A 25,248-nucleotide genomic window follows, 5' to 3' on the forward strand; every position below is an offset into this window, starting at 1 on the left:
CCCCGGCGCGCCCACCGCCCGCCCCCCTGCCGGGGCCGTGGCTGCGCGGGCGGGTGTGTGCTATCGGGTCTTCGGGGGGGTGCCCGCCTCCCGCCCCCCCCCCCCCCCCCTTTTCGTCACGACGCGAAACCCCGCCCCAAAGCTGCGTAAGGTTCAGGTAACCGACCGGTACGAGCAGAGGGAGGGAGCCGACATGGACGAGAAGGAAGCCCCCCGCGTGGGCGCGGCCGTCAAGAGGCGCCGCAGAGCGCTCCAGCTGACCCTGGCCGTCGTCGCCTCCCGCAGCGGCCTCTCCGTGCCGTTCCTCAGCCAGGTCGAGAACGAGCGCGCCCGCCCCAGCCGCCGCTCCCTCGAACTCGTCGCCGAGGCCCTGGAGACCACGGCCGGCGAACTCCTCGCCGCCGCCGAGGCCTCCCGCACCGTCGACGTCGTACGGGCCGGGGAACCGACGCCGGGCATGCCGCCGGGCGTCCGGACCCTGGTCCGGGGCCGCCACCAGCTGCACGCCCTGGAGTTCACCGGCGAGCAGGACGCGGGGCGCGAGTTCCAGCACCGGAACGACGAGCTGCTGTACGTGGCCGACGGCGCCGCCGAGGTCGAGGCCGAGGGCCGCGCCCACCGGCTCGGCCGCGGCGACACGCTCTACCTGTCCGGCGGCGTACGGCACCGCTGGCGCGCCACCGAGCCCGGCACCCGGCTCCTCGTCGTCGCCGTCGCCGAACACGTCGAGGCCGAGGAGGAGTGAGGGCCCCGTGCCGATGAGGGTCGTCTCCCTGGTGCCGTCCCTCACCGAGGCCGTCGCCGTGACCGTCCCCGGCGCCCTCGTCGGCGCGACCGACTGGTGCAGCCACCCCGCCGGCCTCGACGTCGTCCGCGTCGGCGGCACCAAGAACCCCGACGTGACGGCGATCGCCGCGCTCCGGCCCGACCTCGTCCTCGCCAACGAGGAGGAGAACCGCGCCCCCGACCTCGCCGCCCTCCGGGCAGCGGGACTCGACGTCCTCGTCACGGAGATCCGCACCCTCGACGAGGGGCTGCGGGAGCTGGAGCGGGTCCTCGCCGCCTGCGGCGCCACCCGGCGGCCGCGCTGGCTGGTGGACGCCGAGGCCGCCTGGGAGTCCGTGACCACGCCGGCGCCGCGCACCGCCGTCGTGCCGATCTGGCGGCGGCCGTGGATGGTCCTCGGCCGCGACACCTTCGCCGGTGACCTGCTCGCCCGCCTCGGCGTCCGGAACCTGTACGCGGACCACGACGCGCGCTATCCGAGGATCCCCCTGGACGAGCTGCGCGCCGCCGCGCCCGACCTGGTCGTGCTGCCCGACGAGCCCTACCGCTTCACGCGGGACGACGGCCCCGAGGCGTTCCCCGGGACCGCCGCCGCCCTCGTCGACGGGCGCATGCTCACCTGGTACGGGCCGTCGCTGGCCGAGGCCCCGCGGGCGCTGTCCCGGGCCCTGCGAGCAGCGCACCGCTGAACAGCCCGCGCAGGGTGTGGAAACCGGCCACCAGCCAGGCCGCCACGAGGAACACGTACAGACCGATCGCGAGCCACCGGAACACGGCCAGACCGGTGTGCTGGGCCAGCCCCTCGGCGCCCGTCACACAGGTCCCTACCGGGAACGTGAACGCCCAGAACGTCATCGCGAACCCCATGCCCTGCCGCCGGGCCCGCAGCACCATCGCCCCGGCCAGCGCCAGCCACAGCAGCGCGAAGCCCATCACGGGCACGCCGTAGAGGACGGCGAAGGCGGCGAAGCCGTGCGCGTACGGGGCGGGCAGCACGCCCACGGCCGTGTCGGCGAACTTGTTCGCGGCGGTCGTCGACTGGCCCAGAGGCCCGAGGACCAGGAAGAGCGTGGGGGTCAGCGCGAGCGGCAGCGGGCCACCGGTGACGAGCCGGCCGAAGACCAGGGGCAGCATGACCAGGGTGGCGAGCAGGCTGACGCCGAACAGCGCGTAGCAGCCGATCAGCAGGGTCTGCTGAGCCTGCCCGGCGGGCAGATGGGGCACGAGCAGGGGTCCGAGCGCGGCGGAGACCATGGGGGCGACGACCGGCAGCAGCCACACCGGCGAGGCGCTCTCGATCCGGTGATGCACCACCATGAGGTACGGGACGGCCACCGCGGCCACCAGGCCGATCACCGTTCCGGCGGTGAACAGGACCGTGTCGAGGGCGACGGCCGCCGGGAGCCCGATCCAGTCCCGGCCCACGATCAGCGCGCCACCGCCGACCGCCAGCAGCGCCATCGACAGACAGCCGTAGAACGGCGCCATCGCCGGGTCCATGAGATGGGCGCGGGCCTGGTCCCGGTGCCGGACCCAGTGGGCGGCGCGCGCGGTGAGCAGCCCGAGCAGCATCGCGAGCGACAGGACCCAGACCGCGGCGCAGGCCGTACGGAGGCCGGGGACGTCCACCGGGAGTGCGGCGCCCGCGTTGGCGACGATGGCCGTGCCCATCACGGAGGCGTACCAGTTGGGTCCGAGGTGACGGACGGAACGGGTCGCCCGGGCGCCGGGGGTGGTGGCGCGGAGAGCGGGGAGAGGAGGTGCGAGGCTTGCCATGCCTCGATCGTTTCGCGCCGGAACGGCCCCGACCAGGGACGTTGTGGCTATGAGGCCATAAGCTGCCTTTATGAGCAGTGAGCAGGGCACGACACCGACCCCCCTCTCCGGGGAGCCCGGGTCCCGCGAGGCGGGGTCCCGTGACGCCGGGTCCCGTGACGCCGGGTCCCACCGGGTCCTCTCCCACCGGGTCCCCGACCTCGGCGCCCTCGAACTGCTCCTCGCCGTCGCCCGGCACGGCAGCCTCGGCGCGGCCGCCCGCGAGGTCGGCATCACGCAGCCCGCCGCCAGCAGCCGCATCCGCTCCATGGAACGCCAGCTCGGGGTGGCCCTGCTCGACCGCTCGCCACGCGGCTCCCGGCTCACCGACGCGGGCGCCCTCGTCACCGACTGGGCCCGGCGGATCGTGGAGGCCGCCGAAGCCTTCGACGCGGGCGCCCAGGCGCTGCGCGGGCGGCGGGACTCCCGGCTGCGGGTGGCCGCGTCGATGACGATCGCCGAGTACCTGCTGCCGGGCTGGCTGATCGCGCTGCGCGCCGAGCGGCCCGACACCGCGGTCTCGCTCCAGGCCGGCAACTCCGCGGCCGTCGCCGAACGCCTCTTCTCCGGCGAGGCCGACCTCGGCTTCGTCGAGGGCCTCGCCGTCCCGGACGGCCTCGACGGGACCGTCGTCGCGCACGACCGGCTCGCGGTCGTCGCCGCGCCCTCGCACCCCTGGGCCCGGCGCCGTGCCCCGCTCGACCCGGCGGAGCTCGCCGCCACCCCTCTGATCCTGAGGGAACGCGGCTCGGGCACCCGGCAGGTCCTCGACGCCGCGCTCTCCGCGCACGGCGGGCTCGCGCAGCCGCTGCTGGAACTCGCCTCCACGACGGCGGTGAAGGCGGCGGCGGTGAGCGGGGCCGGGCCCGCGGTGCTCAGCGAGCTCGCGATCACGGAGGAGCTGGCGTCGCGCCGCCTCGTCGCGATTCCGGTGGCCGGGGTACTGCTCCGCCGTGACCTCCGCGCGGTCTGGCCGACGGGCCACCGGCCGACGGGCCCGGCCCGTGACCTGCTGTCCCTGACCCGCGGCTGACGCCCACGCCCGTGCGGGCCCGCGCCTGGCGGGGCGGTGCCCCGCCGCCCCGTGTGGGCCCGCGCCTGGCGGGGGTGCCCCGCGCCCGTGTGGCGCCTCGGGCCGCTGCCCGTGTGGGCAATCGTCCCGCTGGGGCGGGACGGGTGGGCACACGGGACGGCGCGCTGAGCGGCGCCTCCGCGTTCCGGGCCTGGACCCGCACCACGTGCGTGCCGCACCAGGTGGTGCGGGTCAGGGCGCGGGAGCCTGGGCGCGGCACGGGGCGCCGTCCGTTGTGCCCACCCCTTCCGCCCCAGCGGAACGATTGCCCACAACGGGCGGGGTGCGGGCCCACAACGGCGGGGCGTGGGCCCACAACGGGAGCGGGCGTCGCCCACGACGGACCGCCCCGCGTCAGACCTCCGTCGAGCGGAACGTCACGCGGCCCGACACCGTCGTCAGGCGGACCGGGACGTCCGGGAGTTCCGTCGCCGGAGTGGTCAGCGGGTCCGCCCCCAGCGCCGTCAGGTCCGCGCGGTAGCCGACCGCCAGGCGCCCCGCCTCGTGCTCCTCGCCCGCCGCGTACGCCGCCGCCGTCGTCATGCCCCGCAGCGCCTCCAGGGCCGTGAGCGCCTGCTCCGGTCCGTGCGGCGCCTGCTCGAGGTCACGGCTCGGGCGCCGGTGCCGCGCCCCGGCCATGACGCCGAGCGGCGGGAAGGGCGCGATCGGCCAGTCCGAGCCCAGGACCACCGTGGCGCCCGAGTCCGCCAGGTCCCGGCAGCGCCACGCGCGCGAGGCCCGCTCCTCGCCGAGGCGCCGCGACCAGTTGTCGGTGTGGTCGGCCCGGGTGAAGTCGCAGCAGTGCGTGGGCTGCATCGACGCCAGGACGCCCAGCTCCGCGAACCGCCGCAGGGTGTCGTCCGGCACCGTCTCGATGTGCTCGACCCGGTGCCGTACCCCGCTCCCGCCGGTCCGCGCCTTCTCGACCGCGTCGAGGACGTGCCGTACGGCCGCGTCGCCGATGGCGTGCGTCGCGGTGGCCACGCCCGCCCGGTGCAGCTCCCCGATGATCCGGGTGTACGCCTCGGGGTCCGGCCAGAACGCGTGCGTGGACTCGCCGTGGCAGTCGGGGCGTTCCAGCCACGCCGTGCCGTTGTCGATCGTCCCGTCCATGAAGAGCTTCACGCCGGCGACCCGCCAGAGCTCGCCGCCGGTGCCCTGGAGGGCGATCAGCTCCCGTACGCCCTGCTCGTCGGTGCCCGGCTGGCACCAGGGGGCGACCCGGAGCCGCAGCGGCAGCTCACCGGCCGCGTCGAGCTCCCCGTACAGGGCGAGGCTGTCGCCGTTGGCGTCCATCGCGTGACCGCCGGTGAGGCCCGCCGCCGCCATCGACCGCAGCGCCGCCGCGAGCCGCTGCCGGCTCTCCTCGCGCGTCGGCTTGGGAGCGACCCGCTCGACCAGCTCGCAGGCGGCGTCCTCCTGGAGGAGCCCGGTCGGGCGTCCGTCGGCGTCGCAGACGACCTCGGCGGAGGCCTGGTCGAAGGTGCGGGGGCCGTCGACCCCGGCGAGTTCCAGGGCCCTGCGGCTGGCGAGGGCCGAGTGGGCGTCGAAGAGCAGCAGGAACGCCGGCACACCGTCGAGCACGGTGTCGAACGGCGCGGTGCCGACGGGCAGGTCGCCGAAGACGTTCGGGTCCAGACCCCAGCCGAACAGCCACTGGCCCCGGTCGAGGTTCCGCACCTCGCGCGCCAGTGCCTCCTGTACGTCGTCGACGTCCGCGCAGTACGACAGGTCGAGGCCGTGGCTCAGTTCGGCGCCCGACACCGGGTGCAGGTGGCCGTCGACGAGGCCGGGCGTGACGACCGACCCCTTGAGGTCGACGACGGTCGTCGCCGGACCGGCCAGCTCCCGGATCTCGTGGTCGTCGCCCAGGGCGGAGATCCGGCCGTCGTCGGAGACGGCGAGCGCGGTCTCCGGCAGGAACGCCCCCGTGCCGGGGTCGAGCAGACGGGCGGAGAGCAGGACGAGTCGGGTGCGCACGATGGCTCCAGAAGATCGCGGATGGGGGGAGATGGGGTGGGGTGGGGTGGGGTGGGTGAGGGGGTGAAGGGGTGGGGGTGGCGTGTGGATCGGTCGGCGGTCGTGGTCGCGCCCCGCCGTCACTGCGGCGCGGACTCCTCGGGCTCCTCGGACTCTTCGGACTCTTCGGACCCCTTGGCCTCCAAGGACCCGTTGGACTCCTTGGACTCCAAAGACCCCTCGGACCCCTCGGACCCCTCGACCCCCGCCCACCCGGCCGGCAGCGTCACCTCGGTCAAGGCGCCGTACGGCAGGCCGAGTTCCCTCTCCGCCGTCGTCACCGCCATGCGCGCCACCGCCTCCGGCACGTTGCTCCGGTCCGTGTTGGCGTGGGAGCCGAGGCCGTCGAGGACCACCAGGATGTGGATTGCCGCCGCGCGCGGGTCGTCCGTCCGGAACTCGCCCCGCTCGACGCCCTCGCGGATGAGTCCCTCGATGCGGTCGTCGGAGGCGAGCTCCTGCGTGGAGACCCGGTCGCGCAGCACGGGCCGGTAGCGGCTGAGGTGCCGGGCGTTGATCCACAGGCGGCTGATGTCGTCGTACGCCTCTCCGGCCGAGAGGGCGAAGTAGCGCGCGAGGTACTGCGTGGGGGTGCCGTCGGGGCGGTCGGCGGGCAGCAGGGCGTCGAGCTCGCCGGTGGCGGCGACGCTGAACGCCTCGGCGACCAGGTCCTCCGCCGACGGGAAGTAGTGGCTGATCAGACCGGGGCGTACGGCGAGCTCGTCGGCGATCCGCCGGAGCGTGACGCACTCCAGGCCCTCGGTCAGGGCGACCCGGGCCGCGGTCTCCACGATCTCCGCCCTACGGGCTTCGGGAGTTTTCCGAATTCTCTTGCGCTGGACGCTTGACGGCATACCGGCGATGCTATTGAGTGTGCGACCAATAAGCAACCAGGTGGGCACCACACGCATCCGGAGGGCCGCATGGCTTCCACGATCCCCGACGACGGCGCCGTTCGCGCCGAGGTCACCCCGCCGGCCGACCGCCCCGGCCGCATCGAGGCCCACGGCATCGATCACATCCCCGACAGCGAGCGCCACGGTCATCCGCGCGAGCTCTTCTCCGTGTGGGCCGCGGCGAACGTCAACTACCTCAGCCTCGTCATCGGCGGAGCCCTCGTCCTGATGGGCCTGAGCCTCTGGCAGGCCGTCGGCGTGATCGTCGTGGGCAACCTGTTCTGGGTGCTGACCGGGCTCCTCGCCACCTCGGGACCGGCCGCGGGAGCGCCCAGCGAGGTGATCACCCGCGCCCTCTACGGCGTGATCGGCAACCGGGTGAACAACGCGATCGGCGGCTGGCTGGTCTCCGTGTGCTACTTCGCGCTCAACCTCGCCGCCGCCGCGACCGCCGCCTTCGCGCTCGTCGAGAAGGCCGGGATCACCGTGAACGTCCCCATCGAGGTGACGGTCATCGTCGTCATCGCCGCGCTCACCCTCGCGATCAGCGTCTACGGCCACGCCCTGATCATCAAGCTGTACCTGCCGATCACCCTGGCTTTGGCGGGTGCCTTCACCGTCGTCGCGCTGGCGGTCTTCAAGCACGCCGACTTCTCGTACACCCCCGCCGAGCCGGCCCGCGGCGTCGCGCTCTGGACCCTGCTCCTCGCGGGCACCACGATGATCGCCTCGGGCCCGCTCTCGTACACGACGAGCGCCGACTTCTCCCGCTACCTGCCCCGTACGGCCTCGAAGAAGGCGATCATCGGCTGGACCGCGCTCGGCGCCTTCGTCCCCAGCGTCGTGGTCTGTTCGCTCGGCGCCTTCGCCGCCACCGCCGTCGACATGACGGACCCCCAGGACGCGCTCCAGGGGATCCTGCCGGGCTGGTTCGTGCCCGTCTTCCTGCTGGCCCTGGTCCTCGGCACGATCTCCATCAACGCCCTGACCGCCTACAGCGCCGGACTCGCCCTCCAGGCCGTCGGCCTGCGCGTCCGGCGCACCGTCAGCGTCCTCTTCGACGGCACCGTCGCGGTCGCGCTCACCCTCTACGGCCTGCTCGTCTCCAACTTCCTGGACACCGTCAGCAACGCCCTCCAGGTGATCGTCGTCCTGAGCGGCCCCCTGATGGCCGTCTACGCCACGGACATCCTCCTGCGCCGCAACCGCTACGACGGCCGGGCGCTCTCGGACGAGACCCCCGGCAGCGCCTTCTGGTTCACCGGCGGCGTGAACCGGGCGGGTGCCCTCGCGCTCGTCGTGGGCGTGGCCACGGCTGCCCTGTGCGTCAACACCCTCTACACGGGCCCGGTCGCCTCGGCGCTCGGCGGCGCCGACCTCTCCCTGCCGGTCGGCATGGCCGTCGCCTCGGGGCTGTACGCGCTCCTCGGCCGCCGCGCGGTGGCGGCGACGAGCTGAGCCACGCGGCGGAGGCCACCACCTCCGGAGCCGCGGACCGGGGGTCACCGCCCCGAATCGCCGGCCGGAGGTCGCCGCCCCGAGTCGCGGACCGGGGTTCACCGCCCCGAGCCGCGGGCCGGAGTGACCACCTCCCGGCCCCCCTCATGCCGCGGGGCGACCGGAGCCCACCCCGGTCGCCCCGCTCCTCCATCCGCGGGACGCTAGCCCGCCGCCGCCTCCACGAGGCCCCGCATCACGCGCAGGTCCTCGCCCATCTCCGGGTGCCACTGCACCCCGAGCGCCCAGGCCGGCGCGGCCAGCTCCACCGCCTCCACCGTGCCGTCCTCCGCGTGGGCCGAGGCCGCGAGGCCCGTGCCCAGACGGTCCACGGCCTGGTGGTGGTAGGTCGGCACCTCGGTGAGCTCGGGCACCAGGGAGGCGTACCGCGTCCCCGGCACCGGCTTCACCGCGTGCCGTCCGATCACCCCGACCGCCTCCACGTGTCCGTCCAGGTGCTGGATCAGCGTGCCGCCGAGCGCCACGTTCAGCAGCTGCATGCCCCGGCAGATGCCGAGCAGCGGGGTGCCGGAGGCGAGGGCCGCGTCGATCAGGGCCAGCTCCCAGCCGTCCCGGGCGCGGGCCGGCGGGCCGGTGCGGGGGTCGGGCTCGGCCCCGTACCGTACGGGCTCGACGTCCGCCCCGCCCGCGACCACCAGGCCGTCGAGCCGGGCCACGACCGCCGCCGCGTCCTCGGGCCCGCCGGGCGGCAGCATCACCGCGAGGCCTCCGCTCTCCCGTACCAGACGCGGGTACGGGGCGGGGAGCAGCGCGGCGGTCATGTCCCACACCCCCCAGCGCGCCTGGTCCAGGTAGGTGGTCACGCCGATGAGCGGCTTGGTCACGGAACTTCCTCCAGGAAGGGAAGGGACATCAGTCGCGTTCGAGTTCGGCCTCGGCCGCGGCGAGCGCCGCGAACTCCTCCTCGGGCGCCCTGGCCACCAGATGGTGCCGACTGTAGAACGCGAAGTAGGCGAGGGCGATCACGTACACCCCGAGCGCCATGAACGCCGCCGTCCGGTCCACCAGGAAGGTCGCGACCAGCGCCGAGAGGGCCAGGACGAAGGCCACCGAGGAGGTCACGATCCCGCCGGGCGTGCGGTACGGCCGGTGCAGTCCCGGCTCGCGGCGGCGCAGCACGATGTGGGAGAGCGCCATCAGCGCGTACGAGATGGTGGCGCCGAAGACCGCGATGTTCAGCATCCGGGCCCCGTTCCCGGTCCCGGCGGCGAGCGCGAAGCCGATGGCGCCCGGGATGAGGAGGCCCAGGTAGGGCGACTTGCGGCGGCTGGTCAGGGAGAGGAACCGGGGCAGGTAGCCCGCCCGGGAGAGGGCGAACAGCTGTCGCGAGCCGGCGTAGATGAGGGAGAAGAAGGACGCGACCAGGCCGGCGAGGCCGGCGTAGTTCACGAAGCGGCTGAGCGCCGTCGGGTCCCCGTCGCCCTGGAGCGCCACGACCAGCGGGTTGCCGGCCTCCTGGACGGCGGCCGAACCGCGGGCCCCGGTGGCGGCGAAGAAGGTCATGACGGCGAGGAGCACCAGGATCCCCATGGCGATCGCGAGCGCCCTCGGCATCGACCGCACCGGGTCCTTCGCCTCCTCGGCGGCGAGCGGCACGCCCTCGACGCCGAGGAAGAACCACATGCCGAAGGGGAAGGCGGCCCAGATCCCGAGGAGCCCGAAGGGCAGCCAGGAGTTCGAGCCGAAGGCCTCGCCGTCGACGGGGATGTCGTTCAGGCCGTCCACGTGGAAGTCGGTGAACGCGCCGAGCGCGAAGACGACCAGGGCCGCGACGGCGATCGCCGTGACGATCAGGCTGAAGCGCAGCGCCTCGCCCACGCCCCACAGGTGGATGCCGATGAAGAGGGCGAAGCAGACGAGGTAGACGGGCCAGCCGGACTCCAGGCCGAAGAGCCCGAGGGACTCCACGTAGTCGCCGATGAAGATGGAGATCGCGGCGGGGGCGAGGATGTACTCGATGAGGATCGCGGTGCCGGTGAGGAAGCCGCCCCAGGTGCCCAGCGCCCGGCGGGCGAAGCCGTAGCCGCCGCCCGCGGTGGGCAGGATGGCGGAGAGCTCGGCCAGCGCGAAGACCAGGCAGGCGTACATCGCGCCCATCAGGACGGTGGCGACGGCGAGGCCGCCGAAGCCGCCCTTCGACAGGCCGATGTTCCAGCCGGAGAAATCTCCGGACACGACGTACGCCACGCCGAGACCGGTCAGCAGCAGCCACCCGGCGCTGCCGCGGCGCAGTGCCCGGCGCTCCAGATAGTCGTCCTTCGTCGGCGTGGTGTCTTCGAGCGTCATGGCAGCGTCAGCTCCCCGCAACGGGCCCAATGGATTGGAGCCATACCTTTGCGGTGGCCGACGGGGGAGCGCAACCCCCGTGCGTTACTTTCGGGTTACGCCGGGCGGCGCGCGGCTCAGGTCAGGAAGCCCCGCAGCAGCGCCGCCGTGCCCGCGCAGTGCTCCCGCATCACCTCGCGCGCCGCGTCCGCGTCCCCGTCGAGGACGGCCTCCACTAGGGCGGTGTGCTGGTGCTGGGAGTGCTCCAGGTTGCGTACGAGCAGGGGGATGCAGTCCAGCAGGTCGTTCACCGTCGCGCGGACGGCGGCGTACTGGGCCGTCAGCGTCGGCGAGCCGGAGAGCTCCGCGAGCGTGAGGTGGAGCAGGGTGTCCTGACGGCGGTAATCGGCCAGCGGGGCGTCGTGGGTCGCCGCGACGGCCGTCCGCAGCCGCTCGGCACCCGCCGCGTCCAGGCCGTGGGCCGCGCACAGCCCGGCGGCCCCCACCTCCAGGACCTCACGGAAGCGCAGCGTGTCCTCCATGTCGACGGTGGCGATCCGGCGCCGCAGCTCGTCCTCGTCGGCCGTCTGCGGCCGGGGCAGCACGAACGTCCCGCCGTACCGGCCGCGCCGGCTCTCCACGAGCCCCTGCTCCTGGAGGACCTTGAGGACCTCGCGCAGGGTCACCCTGCTGATCCCCATCCGCTCGGCGAGCTCCCGCTCGGCGGGCAGCCGCTCCCCGCCGGGCACCAGGCCGAGCCGCACCACCTGGAGGATCTGCTCCAGGGCCTCCTCGAACCCGTTGCCCGCCCGCACCGGCCGCAGCACGGGCGTCAGCCGGTCCGCCGATTCACTCGTACTGGCCACGTTCTCGTTTCCCTTCCTCCAGCACTTCCCAAGCAATGGTCTTCCGCAATACCTTATGGCTCCCGGCAGGCCGAAGGAGGAGCAATCCCGTGGCAGACCGCACACCCCCGCTCACCGTCGAGGAGCTCCGCGCCCTCGTCGCGAGCGGCGAGATCGACACCGTCGTCCTGGCCTTCCCCGACATGCAGGGACGCCTCCAGGGCAAGCGGTTCGCCGCACCGTTCTTCCTGGACGAGGTCCTCGGCCACGGCACCGAGGGCTGCAACTACCTCCTCGCCGTCGACACCGAGATGAACACCGTCGACGGCTACGAGATGTCCTCGTGGGACCGCGGCTACGGCGACTTCGCGATGCACCCCGACCTCACCACCCTCCGCCGCCTTCCCTGGAACGACGCCACCGCCATGGTGACCGCCGACCTCGCCTGGGCCGACGGCACCCCGGTCGTCGCCGCGCCCCGCCAGATCCTCCGGCGCCAGCTGGAGCGCCTCGCGGAGCTCGGCCTCACGGCCCACGTCGGCACCGAGCTCGAGTTCATCGTCTTCAGGGACAGCTACGAGGAGGCGTGGGACGCGAACTACCGCGGCCTCACCCCCGCCAACCAGTACAACATCGACTACTCCGTCCTCGGTACCGGACGCATCGAACCCCTCCTGCGCCGCATCCGCAACGAGATGACCGGCGCCGGACTCACCGTCGAGTCCGCCAAGGGCGAGTGCAACCCCGGCCAGCACGAGATCGCCTTCAAGTACGACGAGGCCCTCGCCACCTGCGACGGGCACGCCGTCTACAAGACGGGCGCCAAGGAGATCGCCGCCCAGGAGGGCTGCTCGCTCACCTTCATGGCGAAGTACAACGAGCGCGAGGGCAACTCCTGTCACATCCACCTCTCGCTCCAGGACGCCGACGGGCACAACGTGATGGCCGGCGACGACCCCCACGGGATGTCCGAGACCATGCGGCACTTCCTCGCGGGACAGCTCGCCGCCCTCCGCGACTTCTCCCTCCTCTACGCCCCGAACATCAACTCCTACAAGCGGTTCCAGCCCGGCTCCTTCGCGCCCACCGCCGTCGCCTGGGGCCACGACAACCGCACCTGCTCCCTCCGGGTCGTCGGCCACGGCCGCTCCACCCGCTTCGAGAACCGCCTCCCCGGCGGCGACGTCAACCCGTACCTCGCCGTCGCCGGCCTGGTCGCCGCGGGCCTCCACGGCATCGAGCAGCGCCTCGAACTGCCCCCGCCCTGCACCGGGAACGCCTACACCGCCGAGTACGCGCACGTCCCCACCACCCTGCGCGAGGCCGCCGAACTCTGGGAGACCAGCGAGATCGCCAAGGCCGCCTTCGGGGCCGAGGTCGTCGCCCACTACCGCAACATGGCCCGCGTCGAACTCGACGCCTTCGACGCGGCGGTGACCGACTGGGAGCTGCGCCGCTCCTTCGAACGCCTGTGACGAAGACGAAAGAAGAGGAAGAGTTGCTCCAGGTACTGAACCCGGCGACCGAGGAACTCGTCGCCACCGTCCCCGCCGCCACCCCGGCCGACGTCGACGCCGCCGTCGCCCGCGCCACGGCCGCCCAGCGCGGCTGGGCCGCCGCCGCGCCCGCCGACCGGGCCCGGCTGCTCCGCCGCTTCGCCGCCGTCGTCGACGACCACGTCGAGGAGCTCGCCCGCCTGGAGGTCACCGAGGCGGGCCACACCCTCGGCAACGCCCGCTGGGAGGCCGGCAACGTCCGCGACCTGCTCGACTTCGCCGCCGGGGGAGTGGAGCGGCTCAACGGCCGCCAGATCCCGGTCGCCGGAGGCCTCGACATCACGATCCTCGAACCGCTCGGGGTCGTCGGCGTCATCGCCCCCTGGAACTTCCCCATGCCGATCGCCGCCTGGGCCACCGCGCCCGCCCTCGCCGCCGGCAACGCCGTCCTCCTCAAGCCGGCCGAGACCACCCCGCTCACCGCGCTGCGCCTCGCCGAGCTCGCCCTGGAGGCCGGCCTCCCCGAAGGCCTCTTCCAGGTCCTCCCCGGCACCGGCCCGGTCGCCGGGAACGCCCTCGTCGAGCACCCCGGCATCGCCAAGATCGTCTTCACCGGCTCCACCCGGGTCGGAAAGTCGATCATGGCGAAGTGCGCCGACCAGGTGAAGCGGGTCACCCTCGAACTCGGCGGCAAGAGCCCCAACATCGTCTTCGCCGACGCGGACCTGGAGGCCGCGGCGGCGGCGGCGCCGATGTCCTTCCTCGACAACAGCGGCCAGGACTGCTGCGCCCGCACCCGGATCCTCGTCCAGCGGAGCGCGTACGACCGCTTCCTGGAGCTCCTCACCCCCGCCATCGAGGAGATCGTCGTCGGCGACCCCGCCGACGAGCGCACCCAGATGGGCCCCCTCATCTCCCGCGCCCAGCTCGACCGCGTCCGCTCGTACGTCACGGATGCCGCCGAGCACGCAGCGGGCATCCGGGGCAAGGCACCCGAGGGGCCCGGCTTCTGGTTCCCGCCGACCGTCCTCACCGGCGTCGCCGAGGACGCGCCCTGCGCCGTCGAGGAGATCTTCGGACCCGTCGCCGTCGTCCTCCCCTTCGAGGACGAGGCCGACGCGATCCGCCTCGCCAACGCCACCGAGTACGGCCTGTCCGGCTCGATCTGGACCCGTGACGTCGGCCGCGCCCTGCGCGCCTCCCGCGCCGTCCGGGCCGGCAACCTCTCCGTCAACTCGCACTCCAGCGTCCGCTACTGGACCCCGTTCGGCGGCTACCAGCAGTCCGGCCTCGGCCGCGAACTCGGCCCCGACGCCCTGACCGCCTTCACCGAAACCAAGAACGTCTTCCTCAGCACGGAGGCCTGAACCGCATGAGCACCGAAGAGATCGTCTGCCGCCGCCTCGTCGGCCGCACCGCCGTCATCACCGGAGCCGGCAGCGGCATCGGCCTCGCCACCGCCCGCCGCCTCGCCTCCGAGGGCGCCAACGTCGTCTGCGCCGACATCGACGAGCGGGCCGGCAAGGCCGCCGCCGAGGAGGTCGGCGGCACGTTCGTCAAGGTCGACGTCACCGACCCGGAGGAGGTCGAGGCGCTGTTCAAGACGGCGTTCGACACCTACGGTTCCGTCGACATCGCCTTCAACAACGCCGGCATCTCGCCCCCCGACGACGACTCGATCCTGGAGACCGGCCTGGAGGCCTGGAAGCGCGTCCAGGACGTCAACCTCACGTCCGTCTACCTCTGCTGCAAGGCCGCGCTGCCCTACATGCGCCGCCAGGGCAGGGGCTCCATCATCAACACCGCCTCCTTCGTCGCCCTCATGGGCGCGGCCACCAGCCAGATCTCGTACACCGCGTCCAAGGGCGGCGTCCTCGCGATGTCCCGCGAACTGGGCGTCCAGTTCGCCCGCGAGGGCATCCGCGTCAACGCCCTCTGCCCCGGGCCCGTCAACACCCCGCTCCTCCAGGAGCTGTTCGCCAAGGACCCCGAGCGGGCCGCGCGCCGCCTGGTCCACATCCCCGTCGGCCGCTTCGCGGAGGCCGAGGAGATCGCCGCCGCCGTCGCCTTCCTCGCCAGCGACGACTCCTCCTTCGTCAACGCCAGCGACTTCGTCGTCGACGGGGGCATCGCCGGCGCGTACGTGACCCCGCTCTAACCGTTCACCTCGAATCCCCCCACCCGACAGCCGGGCGTCGCTAGGCGCCCGGCTGTCCTGCGTACACCCAGGAGAGTGATCATGAACGACAAGCTCCGCACCTCCGCCGCGGCGGCCGCCCTCGCCCTCGCCGCCACCGGCCTCCTCCCCGCGGCCGCCGCCGAGGCACGCCCCCCGGCCGGGCCCGCCGGATGCCCCACCCTGAAGGTCTCCGAGGGCTGGCACGGGGACAACAAGGCCCGCATCGACGCCCTGGTCGCCGAGCACTGCGGGGACCGCGACAAGGGCGGCAGGAAGCCCGTCGCGGTCTTCGACTGGGACAACACCGTCATCAAGAACGACGTCGGCGACGCCACCTTCTACTGGCTGCTGCGCAACGACCGCGTCCGGCCCCCGAAGGGCGGCGACTGGTCCACCACCAGCCGGTACCTCACCCCCGAGGCCGCGACCGCCCTCGGCGCGGCCTGCCCCACCGGCGTCCGCACCCTCCCCACGTCCACCGACACCCGCTGCGCCGACGAGCTCCTCTCCGTCTACGGCTCGGGCACCACCACCGGCGGGAAGACCGCCTTCGCCGGCTACGACCACCGCCGCATCGAGCCCCAGTACGCCTGGCTCGCCCAGCTCCTGCACGGCTGGACCACCCGCCAGGTCAGCTCCTTCGCCGCCGCGGCCCGCGCCGAGAACCTCGCCGCCCCGCAGGGCGCCACCCAGCAGGTCGGCACGGCCCGGGTCACCGGCTGGGTCCGCTACTACGACCAGCAGCGCGACCTGATCCGCACCCTCAAGGACGGCGGCTTCGACGTCTGGATCGTCTCCGCCTCGCCCGAACCCGTCGTCGACGTCTGGGCGAAGGGCGTCGGCGTCGACCCCTCCCACGCCCTCGGCATCCGCAACACCACCGACCACGGCCGCCTCACCAGCCACCTCAAGGGCTGCGGCACCGTCCGGGACGGCGAGGACGCGATGATCACCTACATCGACGGCAAGCGCTGCTGGATCAACCAGGAGATCTTCGGCGTCCGGGGTCCCGCCGCCGAGCGCGTCCAGTCCGCGGCCCGCCGTCAGGTCTTCGCCGCCGGAGACTCCGACACCGACATCTCCTTCCTGCGGGACGCCACGGGACTGCGCCTGGTCCTCAACCGCAACAAGAACGAACTCATGTGCCGGGCGTACGAGAACGGCGACGGGCGCTGGCTCGTCAACCCCATGTTCATCGAGCCGAAGAAGCAGAAGACGAGCGCCTACCCCTGCTCCACCACCGGCTACACGGCCGGCGACGGCACGGCGCAGCCGGTCCGGCGCGCCGACGGCAGCATCGTCCCGGACCAGCTGGACACGGTGTTCTAGAGGAAGGTCATCCCCTCGCCCCGGTACGTGGGCACGGTCGCCGTCACGCGATCGCCCTCGACCAGGTGCAGGCTCTCGAACCGCTCGCACAGCTCCCCGGCCTTCGCGTGCCGGAACCAGACCTTGTCGCCGATCCGCAGATCGTCGGCGGGGGAGCCGAGCAGCGGGGTCTGCACCTCGCCGGGACCCTCCTGGGGGTCGTACCGGAGCCCCTCCGGCAGATACGGGACGGGCAGCCGGTCCCGGCCCGCGGCACCCGACGCCGGATAGCCGCCGCCGAGGACCGTCACCACGCCCAGCCCCGGACGACGGACCACCGGCTGCGCGAAGAGCGCGGCCGGGCGCCCGCTGAAGGACGTGTAGTTGTCGAAGAGGCGCGGCACGAAGAGGCCCGACCCGGCGGCGATCTCCGTCACCGCGTCCTCGGCGGCCGTGTGCTGCACGCTGCCGGTCCCGCCGCCGTTCACGAACTCCAGGTCCGGCGCCACCGCCCGGACGGCCCGCACCACGGCCGCCCTGCGCTCCGCCAGCTCCCCGCGGGCGGCGGACTGCATCAGCCGGATCGCCCGCGACCGCAGCGGCCGGCCCGCCACCGCGTCCCCGACCCCGGCGACATGGCCCTCGTACGCCATGATCCCGACCAGCCGGAAACCGGGGCGCCGCACCACGGAACGGGCCAGCTCGGCCAGCTCGGCCGGGGTCCGCAACGGCGAGCGCAGCGCCCCGACCCGCACCCGCCCGCCGAGCAGCCGGAGCGCGGTGTCCATCTCCAGACAGACCCGCACCTCCTCCGCCCCGCCCGCGCGGGCCGCGTCGATCAGGTCGAGCTGCGCCACGTCGTCCACCATCACCGTCACGGCGGCGGCGAGCTTCGGGTCCCGCGCGAGCTCCCCGAACCCGGAACGGTCGGCCGAGGGGTACGCGAGGAGGACGTCCTCGAACCCGGCCCGCGCCAGCCACAGCGACTCGTCGAGCGTGAACGACATGATCCCGGCGAAGCCGTCCCGCGCCAGGACCCGTTCGAGCAGCGCCCGGCACCGCACGGACTTGCTCGCCACCCGGATCGGCTTGCCCCCGGCCCGGCGCACGAGGTCCGTCGCGTTGTCGTCGAAGGCCTCCAGGTCGACGATCGCCACGGGCGCGTCCAGATGAGCGGTGGCCCGGTCGTAACGGGCCCGGTCGGCGGCACGGGGAGTCATGGCCCGAGCTTGCCAGACCGGTTTGCGGGTGGGTACCCCTGAGTTCCCGCGCGTGGGGGAACAGCCCGTAGAGTGACGGGCATTGTCGACACGAGCGGGGGGACGGGGATGACCGGCGAGCACCGCGCCACGACCTCCCGCATCACGGACGCCCTGCTCCCGGCCCCGGAGACGACGGACCTCCCCGCGGTGGAGACGACGACCCGCCTCCGCCCGATCACGCCGCAGGACCCGCCCCCGGCCCCACGGCCCACCCCCGCGCCGCCGGTCCTCGCGCCCCCCGCCCCTGCGCCGCCCGTCCTCGCGCCCCCGGCCCCTGCGCCCCCCGCACCGCCGGCCGCCCGGCCCGCTGCCGCACCCGCCCGTCCCGCGGCCGCCCCGCCCCGGCCGACGGCCGGACCCGCCGGCCCCCTGCCCGCCCCGCCCCGGCCCACGACCGCCCCCGCCGGCGGGCCCGTCGGCGCCGGGCGTCCCGTCCCGTACGCCGGGGCGGCCGCCGCCACCGACTCCCCGCGCCCGCAGCCCCTCCCCCCGTACGCCCGCTCCGCCGGCCCCGGTGCCCTGCCGCCCGAGGTGCCCGTCGAGACCACGACGCGGCTGCGCCCCGTGCGGGAGCGCCGTCCCGGGCGGACCCTCGCGGTCGCCGCCTGCGCCGTGCTCGGGTTCGGGCTCGTCGGGGGCGCCCTCGCCGGTGTGTGGCTGGCCGCCGCCGAACCCGGCGAGCCCGCCGAACCCGTCGGCTACACCGAGGCGAAGGACCTCTGGCACAACGCCCCCGTCGACACCCTCTTCCCGCGCACCCTCGCCGGCCCCGGCGCCGGCCCCGGCGGCGCCGACCGCACCTGGACCCGGATCGTCGTCGCCCCGGACGCCCCCTGCACCACCGCCGTGCTCGCCAAGGGCCTCCTCGCCACCGCCGAGCCCCTCGGCTGCGAGCGCGTCCTGCGCGCCACCTACACCGACGCCACCGCCAGCAGCGTGATCACCGTCGGGCTCGTCTTCACCCGTGCCGAGGCCACCACCCAGCGCACCCTCGGCAAGGACCTCACCACCCGCCTCGGCACGGACGTCCCCCCGGCCCTCGCCGGACCCGGCACCGTCGCCGAACGCTTCGGCGCCCCGCAGCGCGCCGCCTGGTGGCTGAACGCCCCCGCCGACCTCCCCGTCGTCGTCACCGCCGTCTCCGGCTTCGCCGACGGCCGGACGATCGACGGCGGCCCCGTGCCCGCCGAAGCGGCCATCGCCGCGGGGCGCCCCGAAGCCGTCGCCCAGTCCGGCCTCGGCCACGAGGCCAAGGGCATCACGGAACGCCTCGTACGGCTGCTGCGCACGGCCGCCACCACGGCCGCCAAGGAGACCGCCCGGTGACCCGACCCCTCCACCGCCGCCGGGCCCGCGGCGGCGCGGTCGCCCTGCTCGCCGCCGCCTTCTCCGTCCTGCCCGCCACCACCGCCCCCGCGCACGCCGACACCATCCGGGCCCGCCAGTGGGGCCTCGAAGCCCTCCACACCACCGAGGCCTGGCGCACCACCCGGGGCAAGGGCATCACCGTCGCCGTCCTCGACACGGGCGTCGACGCCGACCATCCGGACCTCGCCGGCTCGGTGCTGGCCGGACGCGACCTCATCGGCTTCGGCGCCGCGCGGGGCGACCGCGCCTGGGCCCGGCACGGCACCGCCATGGCCGGGATCATCGCCGGGCACGGCCACGGCCCCGGCGACCAGGACGGCGTCCTCGGCGTCGCCCCCGACGTCCGCATCCTCCCCGTCCGGGTCATCCTGGAGTCCACCGACAAGGCCCGCGACAAGGCCCGCAAGAGCCGGGGCACCGCCCTCGCCGAAGGCATCCGCTGGGCCGCCGACCACGGCGCCGACGTCATCAACCTCTCCCTCGGCGACGACTCCAAGTCCGCCCATCCCGACGCGGGCGAGGACGCCGCCGTCCAGTACGCCCTCGGCAAGGGAGTCTCCGTCGTCGCCTCGGCGGGCAACGGCGGCGAGAAGGGCGACCACATCTCGTACCCGGCCGCCTACCCCGGCGTCATCGCGGTCACCGCCGTCGACCGCTACGGCACCCACGCCGCCTTCTCCACCCGCCGCTGGTACGCCACCGTCAGCGCCCCCGGCGACGACATCGTGATCGCCGACCCCGACCGCCGCTACTACGAGGGCTGGGGCACCAGCGCCGCCGCCGCCTTCGTCTCCGGGGCCGTCGCCCTCGTCCGCTCGGCGCACCCGGACCTCACCCCCGCCCAGATCAAGCGGCTCCTCATCGACACGGCACGGAACCGGCCGAAGGGCGGACGCAGCGACGCCAAGGGGTACGGCACGGTCGACCCGGCCGCCGCGATCGCCGCCGGCCGCCGGATCAAGGGCGGCGACCCCAAGGACACCGTCACCGGCTACCGGGCCGGCCACTTCGGACCCGGACCCGTCCCCGCCGTGGAGGAGAGCCGTCCCCTGGGCCTGCTCGCCCCCGTGGCCGGCGGACTCGGCGCGCTGCTCCTCCTCACCGCCGTGGTACTCCGGCGCGCCCACCGGACCTCCTAGTCAGGGGTCAGGACCCGGCGGTTAGGCTCGTCCCGTGGCCCTCAAGAACATCCCGGACCCCGGTTTCTCCGAAGACGACGGCACCGCCGACCCGCGGCTCGCCGCGGCCCTCGCGGCCTGGGCGGAGGACAGAACCGCCCACGGTCCCGTCCTCGAAGCGCTGAAGGAGGCCCGGCTGCTGGTCCCCGTGGTCGCCGTCCTCGGCGAGGTCGAGACCGACCCCGTGACGGGCCTGAAGCAGGAGAAGACGAGCGACATGGCCGTCCCCACCCTCACGGCGGGCGACCGGCGGGCCCTGCCGGCCTTCACCTCGACCGCCGCGCTCGCGCTCTGGGACCCGGCGGCGCGTCCCGTCGCCGTCCCCACCCGGCAGGCGCTGGCCGCGCTCGTCCACGAGAAGGCCGACACCCTGGTCCTGGACATGGCCGGACCCGTGCCGTACCAGGTGACCGGCTCCGCGCTGCTCGCCCTCGCCGAGGGCCGCTCCAGTGCCGATCCGCTCGACGACCCGGCCGTGCGGGAGGCCGTGCGCGCCGTCGTGGCCGCCGAGCCCGCGGTCCTCCGCGCCCACCTGGGACCGGGCACCGCCGACGGCACCGTCGCCCTGGTGCTCGACGCGGAGGCCTCCGCCGCGGAGGCCGCCCAGCGCGTGGCCCGCGCGCTGGCCGCCGACGAAACACTGAGGGCCCGCCTGGTGCGGGGCCTCGACCTGGCACTCCTGCCGGCCTCGGCCACGCCTCCGGGCGAGCCCTTCTACGTGAGGTAGTTCCTAGCCGTACACGGGCCCCGTGTACTTCTCGCCCGGTCCCTGGCCCGGCTCGTCCGGGATCAGGGAGGCCTCGCGGAAGGCGAGCTGGAGGGACTTCAGGCCGTCGCGCAGGGGCGCCGCGTGGAAGGAGGACACCTCCGTCGCGCCGGCGTCCAGGAGGCCCGCGAGCGCGTGGATCAGCTTCCGCGCCTCGTCGAGGTCCTTGTGCTTCTCGCCCTCCTCGGTGAGCCCGAGCTTCACGGCGGCGGCGCTCATCAGGTTCACGGCGACGGTCACGATCACCTCGACGGCCGGGACCTCCGCGATGTCGCGGGTCATGCTTTCGAAGTCGGGGGAGTCCGTGGACTCGTTCTGGGGCGTCTCGCTCATGCCCACACGATAAGCGGACGGACGGTTCGCGCCGACCGCCGGGTCCTGCTAACCTTGTGTAACGACCGGCCGGACATCTCTGTGTCCGGCCCACAAGTGGAGGCTCCGTTCTCCCACCTGACCACCCTCACGGGTGGCGGGTCACCGGTCAGGTGGCGCCCATCGTTCCGTACGGACGATGGAGCCGCCCGATGTGCGCCCCGCGGTTCACCGTGGTGGTGCTCCGGTTTTCCATGGAGCCCCGCCTGTGTACTGTACCGGGGCGTTTTTCATGTGCCGGCTCGGTTGGTCTCAAAAACAGACATGCGCGTCCGTCCGCCAGGCGGTCGCGTGGTGCTACCGAGGAGGATCCATCAGCGCCGAGCCCCGCATCAACGACAGGATTCGCGTTCCCGAGGTGCGACTTGTCGGACCCAGCGGCGAGCAGGTCGGGATTGTTCCGCTTGCCAAGGCCCTGGAGCTCGCACAGGAGTACGACCTCGACCTGGTCGAGGTCGCGGCGAACGCCCGTCCGCCCGTGTGCAAGCTCATGGACTACGGGAAGTTCAAGTACGAGTCGGCCATGAAGGCCCGTGAGGCGCGCAAGAACCAGGCGCACACGGTCATCAAGGAGATGAAGCTCCGGCCGAAGATCGACCCGCACGACTACGACACCAAGAAGGGTCACGTCGTCCGGTTCCTCAAGCAGGGTGACAAGGTCAAGATCACGATCATGTTCCGTGGTCGTGAGCAGTCCCGCCCCGAGCTTGGTTTCCGACTGCTGCAGCGGCTGGCGTCGGACGTCGAGGAGCTTGGCTTCATCGAGTCCAACCCGAAGCAGGACGGCCGGAACATGATCATGGTTCTCGGTCCGCACAAGAAGAAGACCGAGGCCATGGCCGAGGCGCGTGAGGCCCAGGCCGCACGCAAGGCCGAGCGCCAGGGCGTCTCCTCCGAGGAGACCTCCGAGGCTCCGGTCGCCGAGGCCCCGGTCGCCGAGGCCCCGGTCGACGCTCCGGCCGAGACCCCCGAGGCGTGACCCGCGGGGCTGCCACCCAGGCAGCCCCGGGCCCCGCCCGGAACCACCAAACGAAGAATTGACGCTCCCGGATGTCCGGTGCCCGCACCGGGGGGAGCGCCACTGACGAGGAGATACGGCGCGATGCCGAAGAACAAGACGCACTCCGGTGCCAAGAAGCGCTTCAAGGTCACCGGCTCCGGCAAGATCCTGCGCGAGCGCGCCGGCAAGCGCCACCTGCTCGAGCACAAGTCGTCCAAGCTGACGCGTCGCCTCACCGGCAACGCCGAGATGGCCCCGGGCGACGCGGCCAAGATCAAGAAGATGCTGGGCATCTGATCTGATCACCCGCCCTCGGTGACGGGGGCTTCCGGCCAGGTCCGGGACCCATTCGTTTTTCGGGTCGTGTGAGTCCAACCACGACCCCGCTACAAGGAGTTAACAAGTGGCACGCGTCAAGCGGGCAGTCAACGCCCACAAGAAGCGCCGGGCGATCCTCGAGGCGGCCTCCGGCTACCGCGGTCAGCGTTCGCGCCTGTACCGCAAGGCCAAGGAGCAGGTCACCCACTCGCTGGTCTACAACTACAACGACCGCAAGAAGCGCAAGGGCGACTTCCGTCAGCTGTGGATCCAGCGCATCAACGCCGCTGCCCGCCAGAACGGCATGACGTACAACCGCCTCATCCAGGGTCTGAAGGCCGCCAACATCGAGGTGGACCGCAAGATCCTCGCCGAGCTGGCCGTCAACGACATCAACGCGTTCGCCGCGCTGGTCGAGGTCGCGCAGAAGGCCCTCCCGGCCGACGTCAACGCCCCGAAGGCCGCCGCCTGATCTTCCAGGCCGCAGTACTTCTGCCCGGACCCGCAGGCATCGCGCCTGCGGGTCCGGCGCGTTGACCGCCCCAGGGCCCGCCCGGCCGTCCCGTCGGATCGGGCCCCAGCCGCCGTACCCGACGAGTCAGAGAGCCGCAGGCACATGTCCACCCCCGAGCTGATCTCCCCGCGTTCCCCGCGCGTCGTCGCCGCCCGGCGGCTCGCCAAGCGCAACTTCCGGGGCAAGGACCGCCTCTTCATCGCCGAGGGCCCGCAGGCCGTCCGCGAGGCCGTCGAGCACCGCGGCCCCGGCGGCGAGCCCACCCTCGTCGAGCTCTTCACCACCGTCGAGGCCGCCGAGCGCTACGCCGCGATCATCGACGCCGCCCACGCCGCCGGCGCCCGCGTCCACTTCGCCTCCGACGCCGTCCTCGCCGAGGTCTCCCAGACCGTCACCCCGCAGGGACTCGTCGGCGTCTGCCGGTTCCTCGACTCGCCGTTCGAGGAGATCATCGCCGCGAAGCCCAAGCTGGTCGCCGTCCTCGCGCACGTCCGCGACCCCGGGAACGCCGGCACCGTCCTGCGCTGCGCCGACGCGGCCGGCGCCGACGCCGTCGTCCTCACCGACGCCTCCGTCGACCTCTACAACCCCAAGTCCGTCCGCGCCTCCGTCGGCTCCCTCTTCCACCTCCCGGTGGCCGTCGGCGTCCCCGTCGAGCAGGCCGTCGCCGGACTCAAGGGCGCGGGCGTACGCATCCTCGCCGCCGACGGGGCGGGCCAGGACGACCTCGACGACGAGCTCGACGCCGGCACCATGGGCGGGCCCACCGCCTGGATCTTCGGCAACGAGGCCTGGGGGCTGCCCGAGGAGACCCGGGCGCTCGCCGACGCCGTCGTCCGCGTCCCGATCCACGGCAAGGCCGAGAGCCTCAACCTCGCCACCGCCGCCGCGGTCTGCCTGTACGCCTCCGCGCGCGCCCAGCGTCCCCGAACCACCGCCTGAGGGGTCCATTCCGCCGCCCTCGCCCAGTAGAGTGACCCACTCGGGGGCCCACTGCACGGCACGGAGGGGTGGGGAACGGGATGACGGTCGGCACGGACAGTCCCGCACAGGCACGGAGCGCCGCGCCGCACGCCCCGGAATCCCCGGGACCCGGCCCGCGGCCGCTCGCCGGATTCGCCGGCGTCGACCCCGACGACCTGCCCGACGGTCTCGTCATCGCCGACGAGACCGGCCGCGTCGTCTGCTTCAACGCCGCCGCCGCCCGCATCACCGCCGTACCCGCCGACCGGGCCCTCGGCCTCCCCCTCGACCGGGCGCTGCCCCTGGAGGACCTCAAGGGATGCCGCTGGTGGCCGCTGACCGATCCGTACGGCGGGCTCTCCACCCGGCGCGGACAGCCCGAGCGGAACCTGCTGCTCCCCGGCGGCCGCGAGGTCCTCGTCTCCGCCCGGTACGTCCGCGAGCACCCCAACGGGCCCGTCCGGCGCGTCGTGGTCTCGCTGCGCGGCACCGAGGCGCGCCGCCGCACCGAGCGCAGCCACGCCGAGCTCATCGCCACCGTCGCCCACGAACTGCGCTCCCCGCTCACCTCCGTGAAGGGCTTCACCGCCACCCTCCTCGACAAGTGGGAGCGGTTCAACGACGAGCAGAAGCGGCTCATGCTGGAGACGGTCGACGCGGACGCGGGCCGGATCAAACGGCTCATCGCCGAACTGCTCGACATCTCCCGGATCGACTCCGGCCGCCTCGAGGTGCGCCGCCAGCCCGTGGACATCGCCGCCGCCGTCGGCCGCCACATCCAGGTGCACACCACCGGCGGTCAGTCCCCGGACCGTTTCTTCGTACGGATCAGGCCGGGGCTGCCCGCGCTGTGGGCCGACCCCGACAAGATCGACCAGATCCTCGGGAACCTGCTCGAAAATGCGGTGCGCCACGGCGACGGAACCGTCACCATCGAGGTGGCACCCACCACGCTGGGCGACGACGGAGAAGAGGGGACGGAGGTCACCGTGAGAGACGAGGGACCCGGCATCCCCGAAGCGTCGATGAGCCGCGTCTTCACCCGCTTCTGGCGGGGCAGCAAACGCGGCGGCACCGGCCTCGGCCTCTACATCGTCAAGGGCGTCGTCGAGGCCCACGGCGGCACCATCACCGTCGGACGGGGCCCCCGTGGCGGGGCCGAGTTCCGATTTATCCTGCCCGTCGGCACCCCGGCCCACCTCCTCTGACGTCTCAGCAGTCGAGACCGTACGAGATCAGGAGCCGCCCGGCCTGCCCACGGGCTCATTCGCGTCCCCGCGCCCCGTTAGACTCGTCCTTTGGCACGTT

23 protein-coding genes and 1 pseudogene are annotated in these 25,248 nt (G+C 73.7%); 16 read left to right on the forward strand and 8 right to left on the reverse strand.

Annotated elements, in window-relative coordinates:
• The first annotated feature begins 193 nt into the window (after nucleotides 1-193).
• Nucleotides 194-745 (forward strand): helix-turn-helix domain-containing protein, encoded by a 552-nt coding sequence (locus tag ACFV2S_RS19570; RefSeq protein ID WP_383795692.1) that lies wholly within the window; start codon nucleotides 194-196, stop codon nucleotides 743-745.
• A gap of 13 nt (nucleotides 746-758) precedes the next feature.
• The gene (locus ACFV2S_RS19575) at nucleotides 759-1,475 is read left to right on the forward strand and encodes a helical backbone metal receptor (RefSeq protein WP_385560429.1); all 717 of its coding nucleotides are present in this window, start codon (nucleotides 759-761) and stop codon (nucleotides 1,473-1,475) included.
• Here the strand turns inward: ACFV2S_RS19575 and ACFV2S_RS19580 are convergent.
• Nucleotides 1,402-2,562: a TDT family transporter gene (locus tag ACFV2S_RS19580; protein WP_385560282.1), complete on the reverse strand. Its 1,161-nt coding sequence runs from the start codon at nucleotides 2,560-2,562 to the stop codon at nucleotides 1,402-1,404. The two genes, ACFV2S_RS19575 and ACFV2S_RS19580, sit on opposite strands and share 74 nt — an antisense overlap.
• A 70-nt stretch (nucleotides 2,563-2,632) precedes the next feature.
• Here ACFV2S_RS19580 and ACFV2S_RS19585 point away from each other — a divergent pair, with 70 nt between their 5' ends.
• Entirely contained in the window at nucleotides 2,633-3,634 is a 1,002-nt protein-coding gene (locus ACFV2S_RS19585; RefSeq protein ID WP_385560285.1) for a LysR family transcriptional regulator, read from the forward strand.
• 393 nt (nucleotides 3,635-4,027) lie between these two features.
• Here ACFV2S_RS19585 and ACFV2S_RS19590 read toward each other — a convergent pair whose 3' ends face one another.
• Entirely contained in the window at nucleotides 4,028-5,653 is a 1,626-nt protein-coding gene (locus tag ACFV2S_RS19590; protein WP_385560288.1) for an amidohydrolase, read from the reverse strand.
• Between the two features lie 272 nt (nucleotides 5,654-5,925).
• A pseudogene (locus tag ACFV2S_RS19595) lies at nucleotides 5,926-6,546 on the reverse strand (TetR/AcrR family transcriptional regulator); the annotation flags it as partial.
• 69 nt (nucleotides 6,547-6,615) lie between these two features.
• Here ACFV2S_RS19595 and ACFV2S_RS19600 point away from each other — a divergent pair.
• Entirely contained in the window at nucleotides 6,616-8,046 is a 1,431-nt protein-coding gene (locus ACFV2S_RS19600) for a purine-cytosine permease family protein (RefSeq protein WP_385560291.1), read from the forward strand.
• 203 nt (nucleotides 8,047-8,249) lie between these two features.
• Here the strand turns inward: ACFV2S_RS19600 and ACFV2S_RS19605 are convergent, their stop codons facing one another.
• From ACFV2S_RS19605 to ACFV2S_RS19615, 3 genes are all read right to left on the reverse strand, one after another.
• Complete coding sequence (locus ACFV2S_RS19605; RefSeq protein WP_385560294.1) at nucleotides 8,250-8,930, reverse strand: gamma-glutamyl-gamma-aminobutyrate hydrolase family protein; 681 nt, start codon at nucleotides 8,928-8,930, stop codon at nucleotides 8,250-8,252.
• A gap of 28 nt (nucleotides 8,931-8,958) precedes the next feature.
• Nucleotides 8,959-10,392, reverse strand: a complete 1,434-nt coding sequence (gene eat / locus ACFV2S_RS19610; RefSeq protein ID WP_383798562.1) for an ethanolamine permease — start codon at nucleotides 10,390-10,392, stop codon at nucleotides 8,959-8,961.
• A 116-nt stretch (nucleotides 10,393-10,508) separates the two neighbouring features.
• Complete coding sequence (locus tag ACFV2S_RS19615; protein ID WP_385560298.1) at nucleotides 10,509-11,237, reverse strand: FadR/GntR family transcriptional regulator; 729 nt, start codon at nucleotides 11,235-11,237, stop codon at nucleotides 10,509-10,511.
• 89 nt (nucleotides 11,238-11,326) lie between these two features.
• Between ACFV2S_RS19615 and ACFV2S_RS19620 the strand changes: the two genes are divergently transcribed.
• The 4 genes from ACFV2S_RS19620 to ACFV2S_RS19635 all read left to right on the forward strand — a co-directional run bounded on the left by ACFV2S_RS19620 (nucleotide 11,327) and on the right by ACFV2S_RS19635 (nucleotide 16,220).
• Nucleotides 11,327-12,691 (forward strand): glutamine synthetase family protein, encoded by a 1,365-nt coding sequence (locus ACFV2S_RS19620; protein WP_385560301.1) that lies wholly within the window; start codon nucleotides 11,327-11,329, stop codon nucleotides 12,689-12,691.
• A 23-nt stretch (nucleotides 12,692-12,714) separates the two neighbouring features.
• Nucleotides 12,715-14,079 carry an aldehyde dehydrogenase family protein gene (locus ACFV2S_RS19625; protein WP_385560304.1) on the forward strand — a complete coding sequence of 455 codons (1,365 nt, stop codon included), beginning with the start codon at nucleotides 12,715-12,717 and terminating at the stop codon, nucleotides 14,077-14,079.
• 5 nt (nucleotides 14,080-14,084) lie between these two features.
• Entirely contained in the window at nucleotides 14,085-14,870 is a 786-nt protein-coding gene (locus ACFV2S_RS19630; RefSeq protein WP_383694980.1) for a 3-oxoacyl-ACP reductase, read from the forward strand.
• A gap of 81 nt (nucleotides 14,871-14,951) precedes the next feature.
• The gene (locus ACFV2S_RS19635) at nucleotides 14,952-16,220 is read left to right on the forward strand and encodes a haloacid dehalogenase-like hydrolase (protein ID WP_385560308.1); all 1,269 of its coding nucleotides are present in this window, start codon (nucleotides 14,952-14,954) and stop codon (nucleotides 16,218-16,220) included.
• Here ACFV2S_RS19635 and ACFV2S_RS19640 read toward each other — a convergent pair.
• Complete coding sequence (locus ACFV2S_RS19640; RefSeq protein ID WP_385560311.1) at nucleotides 16,217-17,419, reverse strand: amino acid deaminase/aldolase; 1,203 nt, start codon at nucleotides 17,417-17,419, stop codon at nucleotides 16,217-16,219. The genes ACFV2S_RS19635 and ACFV2S_RS19640 overlap by 4 nt on opposite strands.
• Nucleotides 17,420-17,527: 108 nt before the next feature.
• Between ACFV2S_RS19640 and ACFV2S_RS19645 the strand changes: the two genes are divergently transcribed.
• From ACFV2S_RS19645 to ACFV2S_RS19655, 3 genes are read left to right on the forward strand one after another with little or no spacing between them, the layout of a single operon-like run.
• On the forward strand, nucleotides 17,528-18,787 hold the full coding sequence (locus ACFV2S_RS19645; RefSeq protein WP_385560315.1) for a hypothetical protein: 1,260 nt from the start codon (nucleotides 17,528-17,530) through the stop codon (nucleotides 18,785-18,787).
• A complete protein-coding gene (gene mycP / locus ACFV2S_RS19650) occupies nucleotides 18,784-19,968 on the forward strand; it encodes a type VII secretion-associated serine protease mycosin (protein ID WP_385560318.1) in 1,185 nt (394 codons plus the stop codon). Before ACFV2S_RS19645 ends, mycP begins: the two co-directional genes overlap by 4 nt.
• 34 nt (nucleotides 19,969-20,002) lie before the next feature.
• Entirely contained in the window at nucleotides 20,003-20,734 is a 732-nt protein-coding gene (locus ACFV2S_RS19655; protein ID WP_385560321.1) for an SseB family protein, read from the forward strand.
• Between the two features lie 3 nt (nucleotides 20,735-20,737).
• Here the strand turns inward: ACFV2S_RS19655 and ACFV2S_RS19660 are convergent, their stop codons facing one another.
• Entirely contained in the window at nucleotides 20,738-21,106 is a 369-nt protein-coding gene (locus ACFV2S_RS19660; protein ID WP_189804492.1) for a DUF1844 domain-containing protein, read from the reverse strand.
• 271 nt (nucleotides 21,107-21,377) lie between these two features.
• Here ACFV2S_RS19660 and infC point away from each other — a divergent pair, with 271 nt between their 5' ends.
• From infC to ACFV2S_RS19685, 5 genes are all read left to right on the forward strand, one after another.
• Nucleotides 21,378-22,124 (forward strand): translation initiation factor IF-3, encoded by a 747-nt coding sequence (infC, locus tag ACFV2S_RS19665; RefSeq protein ID WP_385560432.1) that lies wholly within the window; start codon nucleotides 21,378-21,380, stop codon nucleotides 22,122-22,124.
• Nucleotides 22,125-22,247: 123 nt separating this feature from the next.
• Nucleotides 22,248-22,442, forward strand: coding sequence for a 50S ribosomal protein L35 (gene rpmI / locus ACFV2S_RS19670; RefSeq protein WP_015032399.1), 195 nt, complete (start codon nucleotides 22,248-22,250; stop codon nucleotides 22,440-22,442).
• A gap of 106 nt (nucleotides 22,443-22,548) precedes the next feature.
• Complete coding sequence (gene rplT / locus ACFV2S_RS19675; RefSeq protein WP_017241732.1) at nucleotides 22,549-22,935, forward strand: 50S ribosomal protein L20; 387 nt, start codon at nucleotides 22,549-22,551, stop codon at nucleotides 22,933-22,935.
• 144 nt (nucleotides 22,936-23,079) lie between these two features.
• On the forward strand, nucleotides 23,080-23,919 hold the full coding sequence (locus tag ACFV2S_RS19680) for a TrmH family RNA methyltransferase (protein WP_385560327.1): 840 nt from the start codon (nucleotides 23,080-23,082) through the stop codon (nucleotides 23,917-23,919).
• Nucleotides 23,920-23,999: 80 nt separating this feature from the next.
• On the forward strand, nucleotides 24,000-25,148 hold the full coding sequence (locus ACFV2S_RS19685; protein ID WP_385560330.1) for an ATP-binding protein: 1,149 nt from the start codon (nucleotides 24,000-24,002) through the stop codon (nucleotides 25,146-25,148).
• The last annotated feature ends 100 nt before the right edge of the window (nucleotides 25,149-25,248 follow it).

Origin of the sequence: Streptomyces sp. NPDC059695, from assembly GCF_042733785.1 — a bacterium.
Classification (GTDB): Bacteria; Actinomycetota; Actinomycetes; order Streptomycetales; family Streptomycetaceae; genus Streptomyces.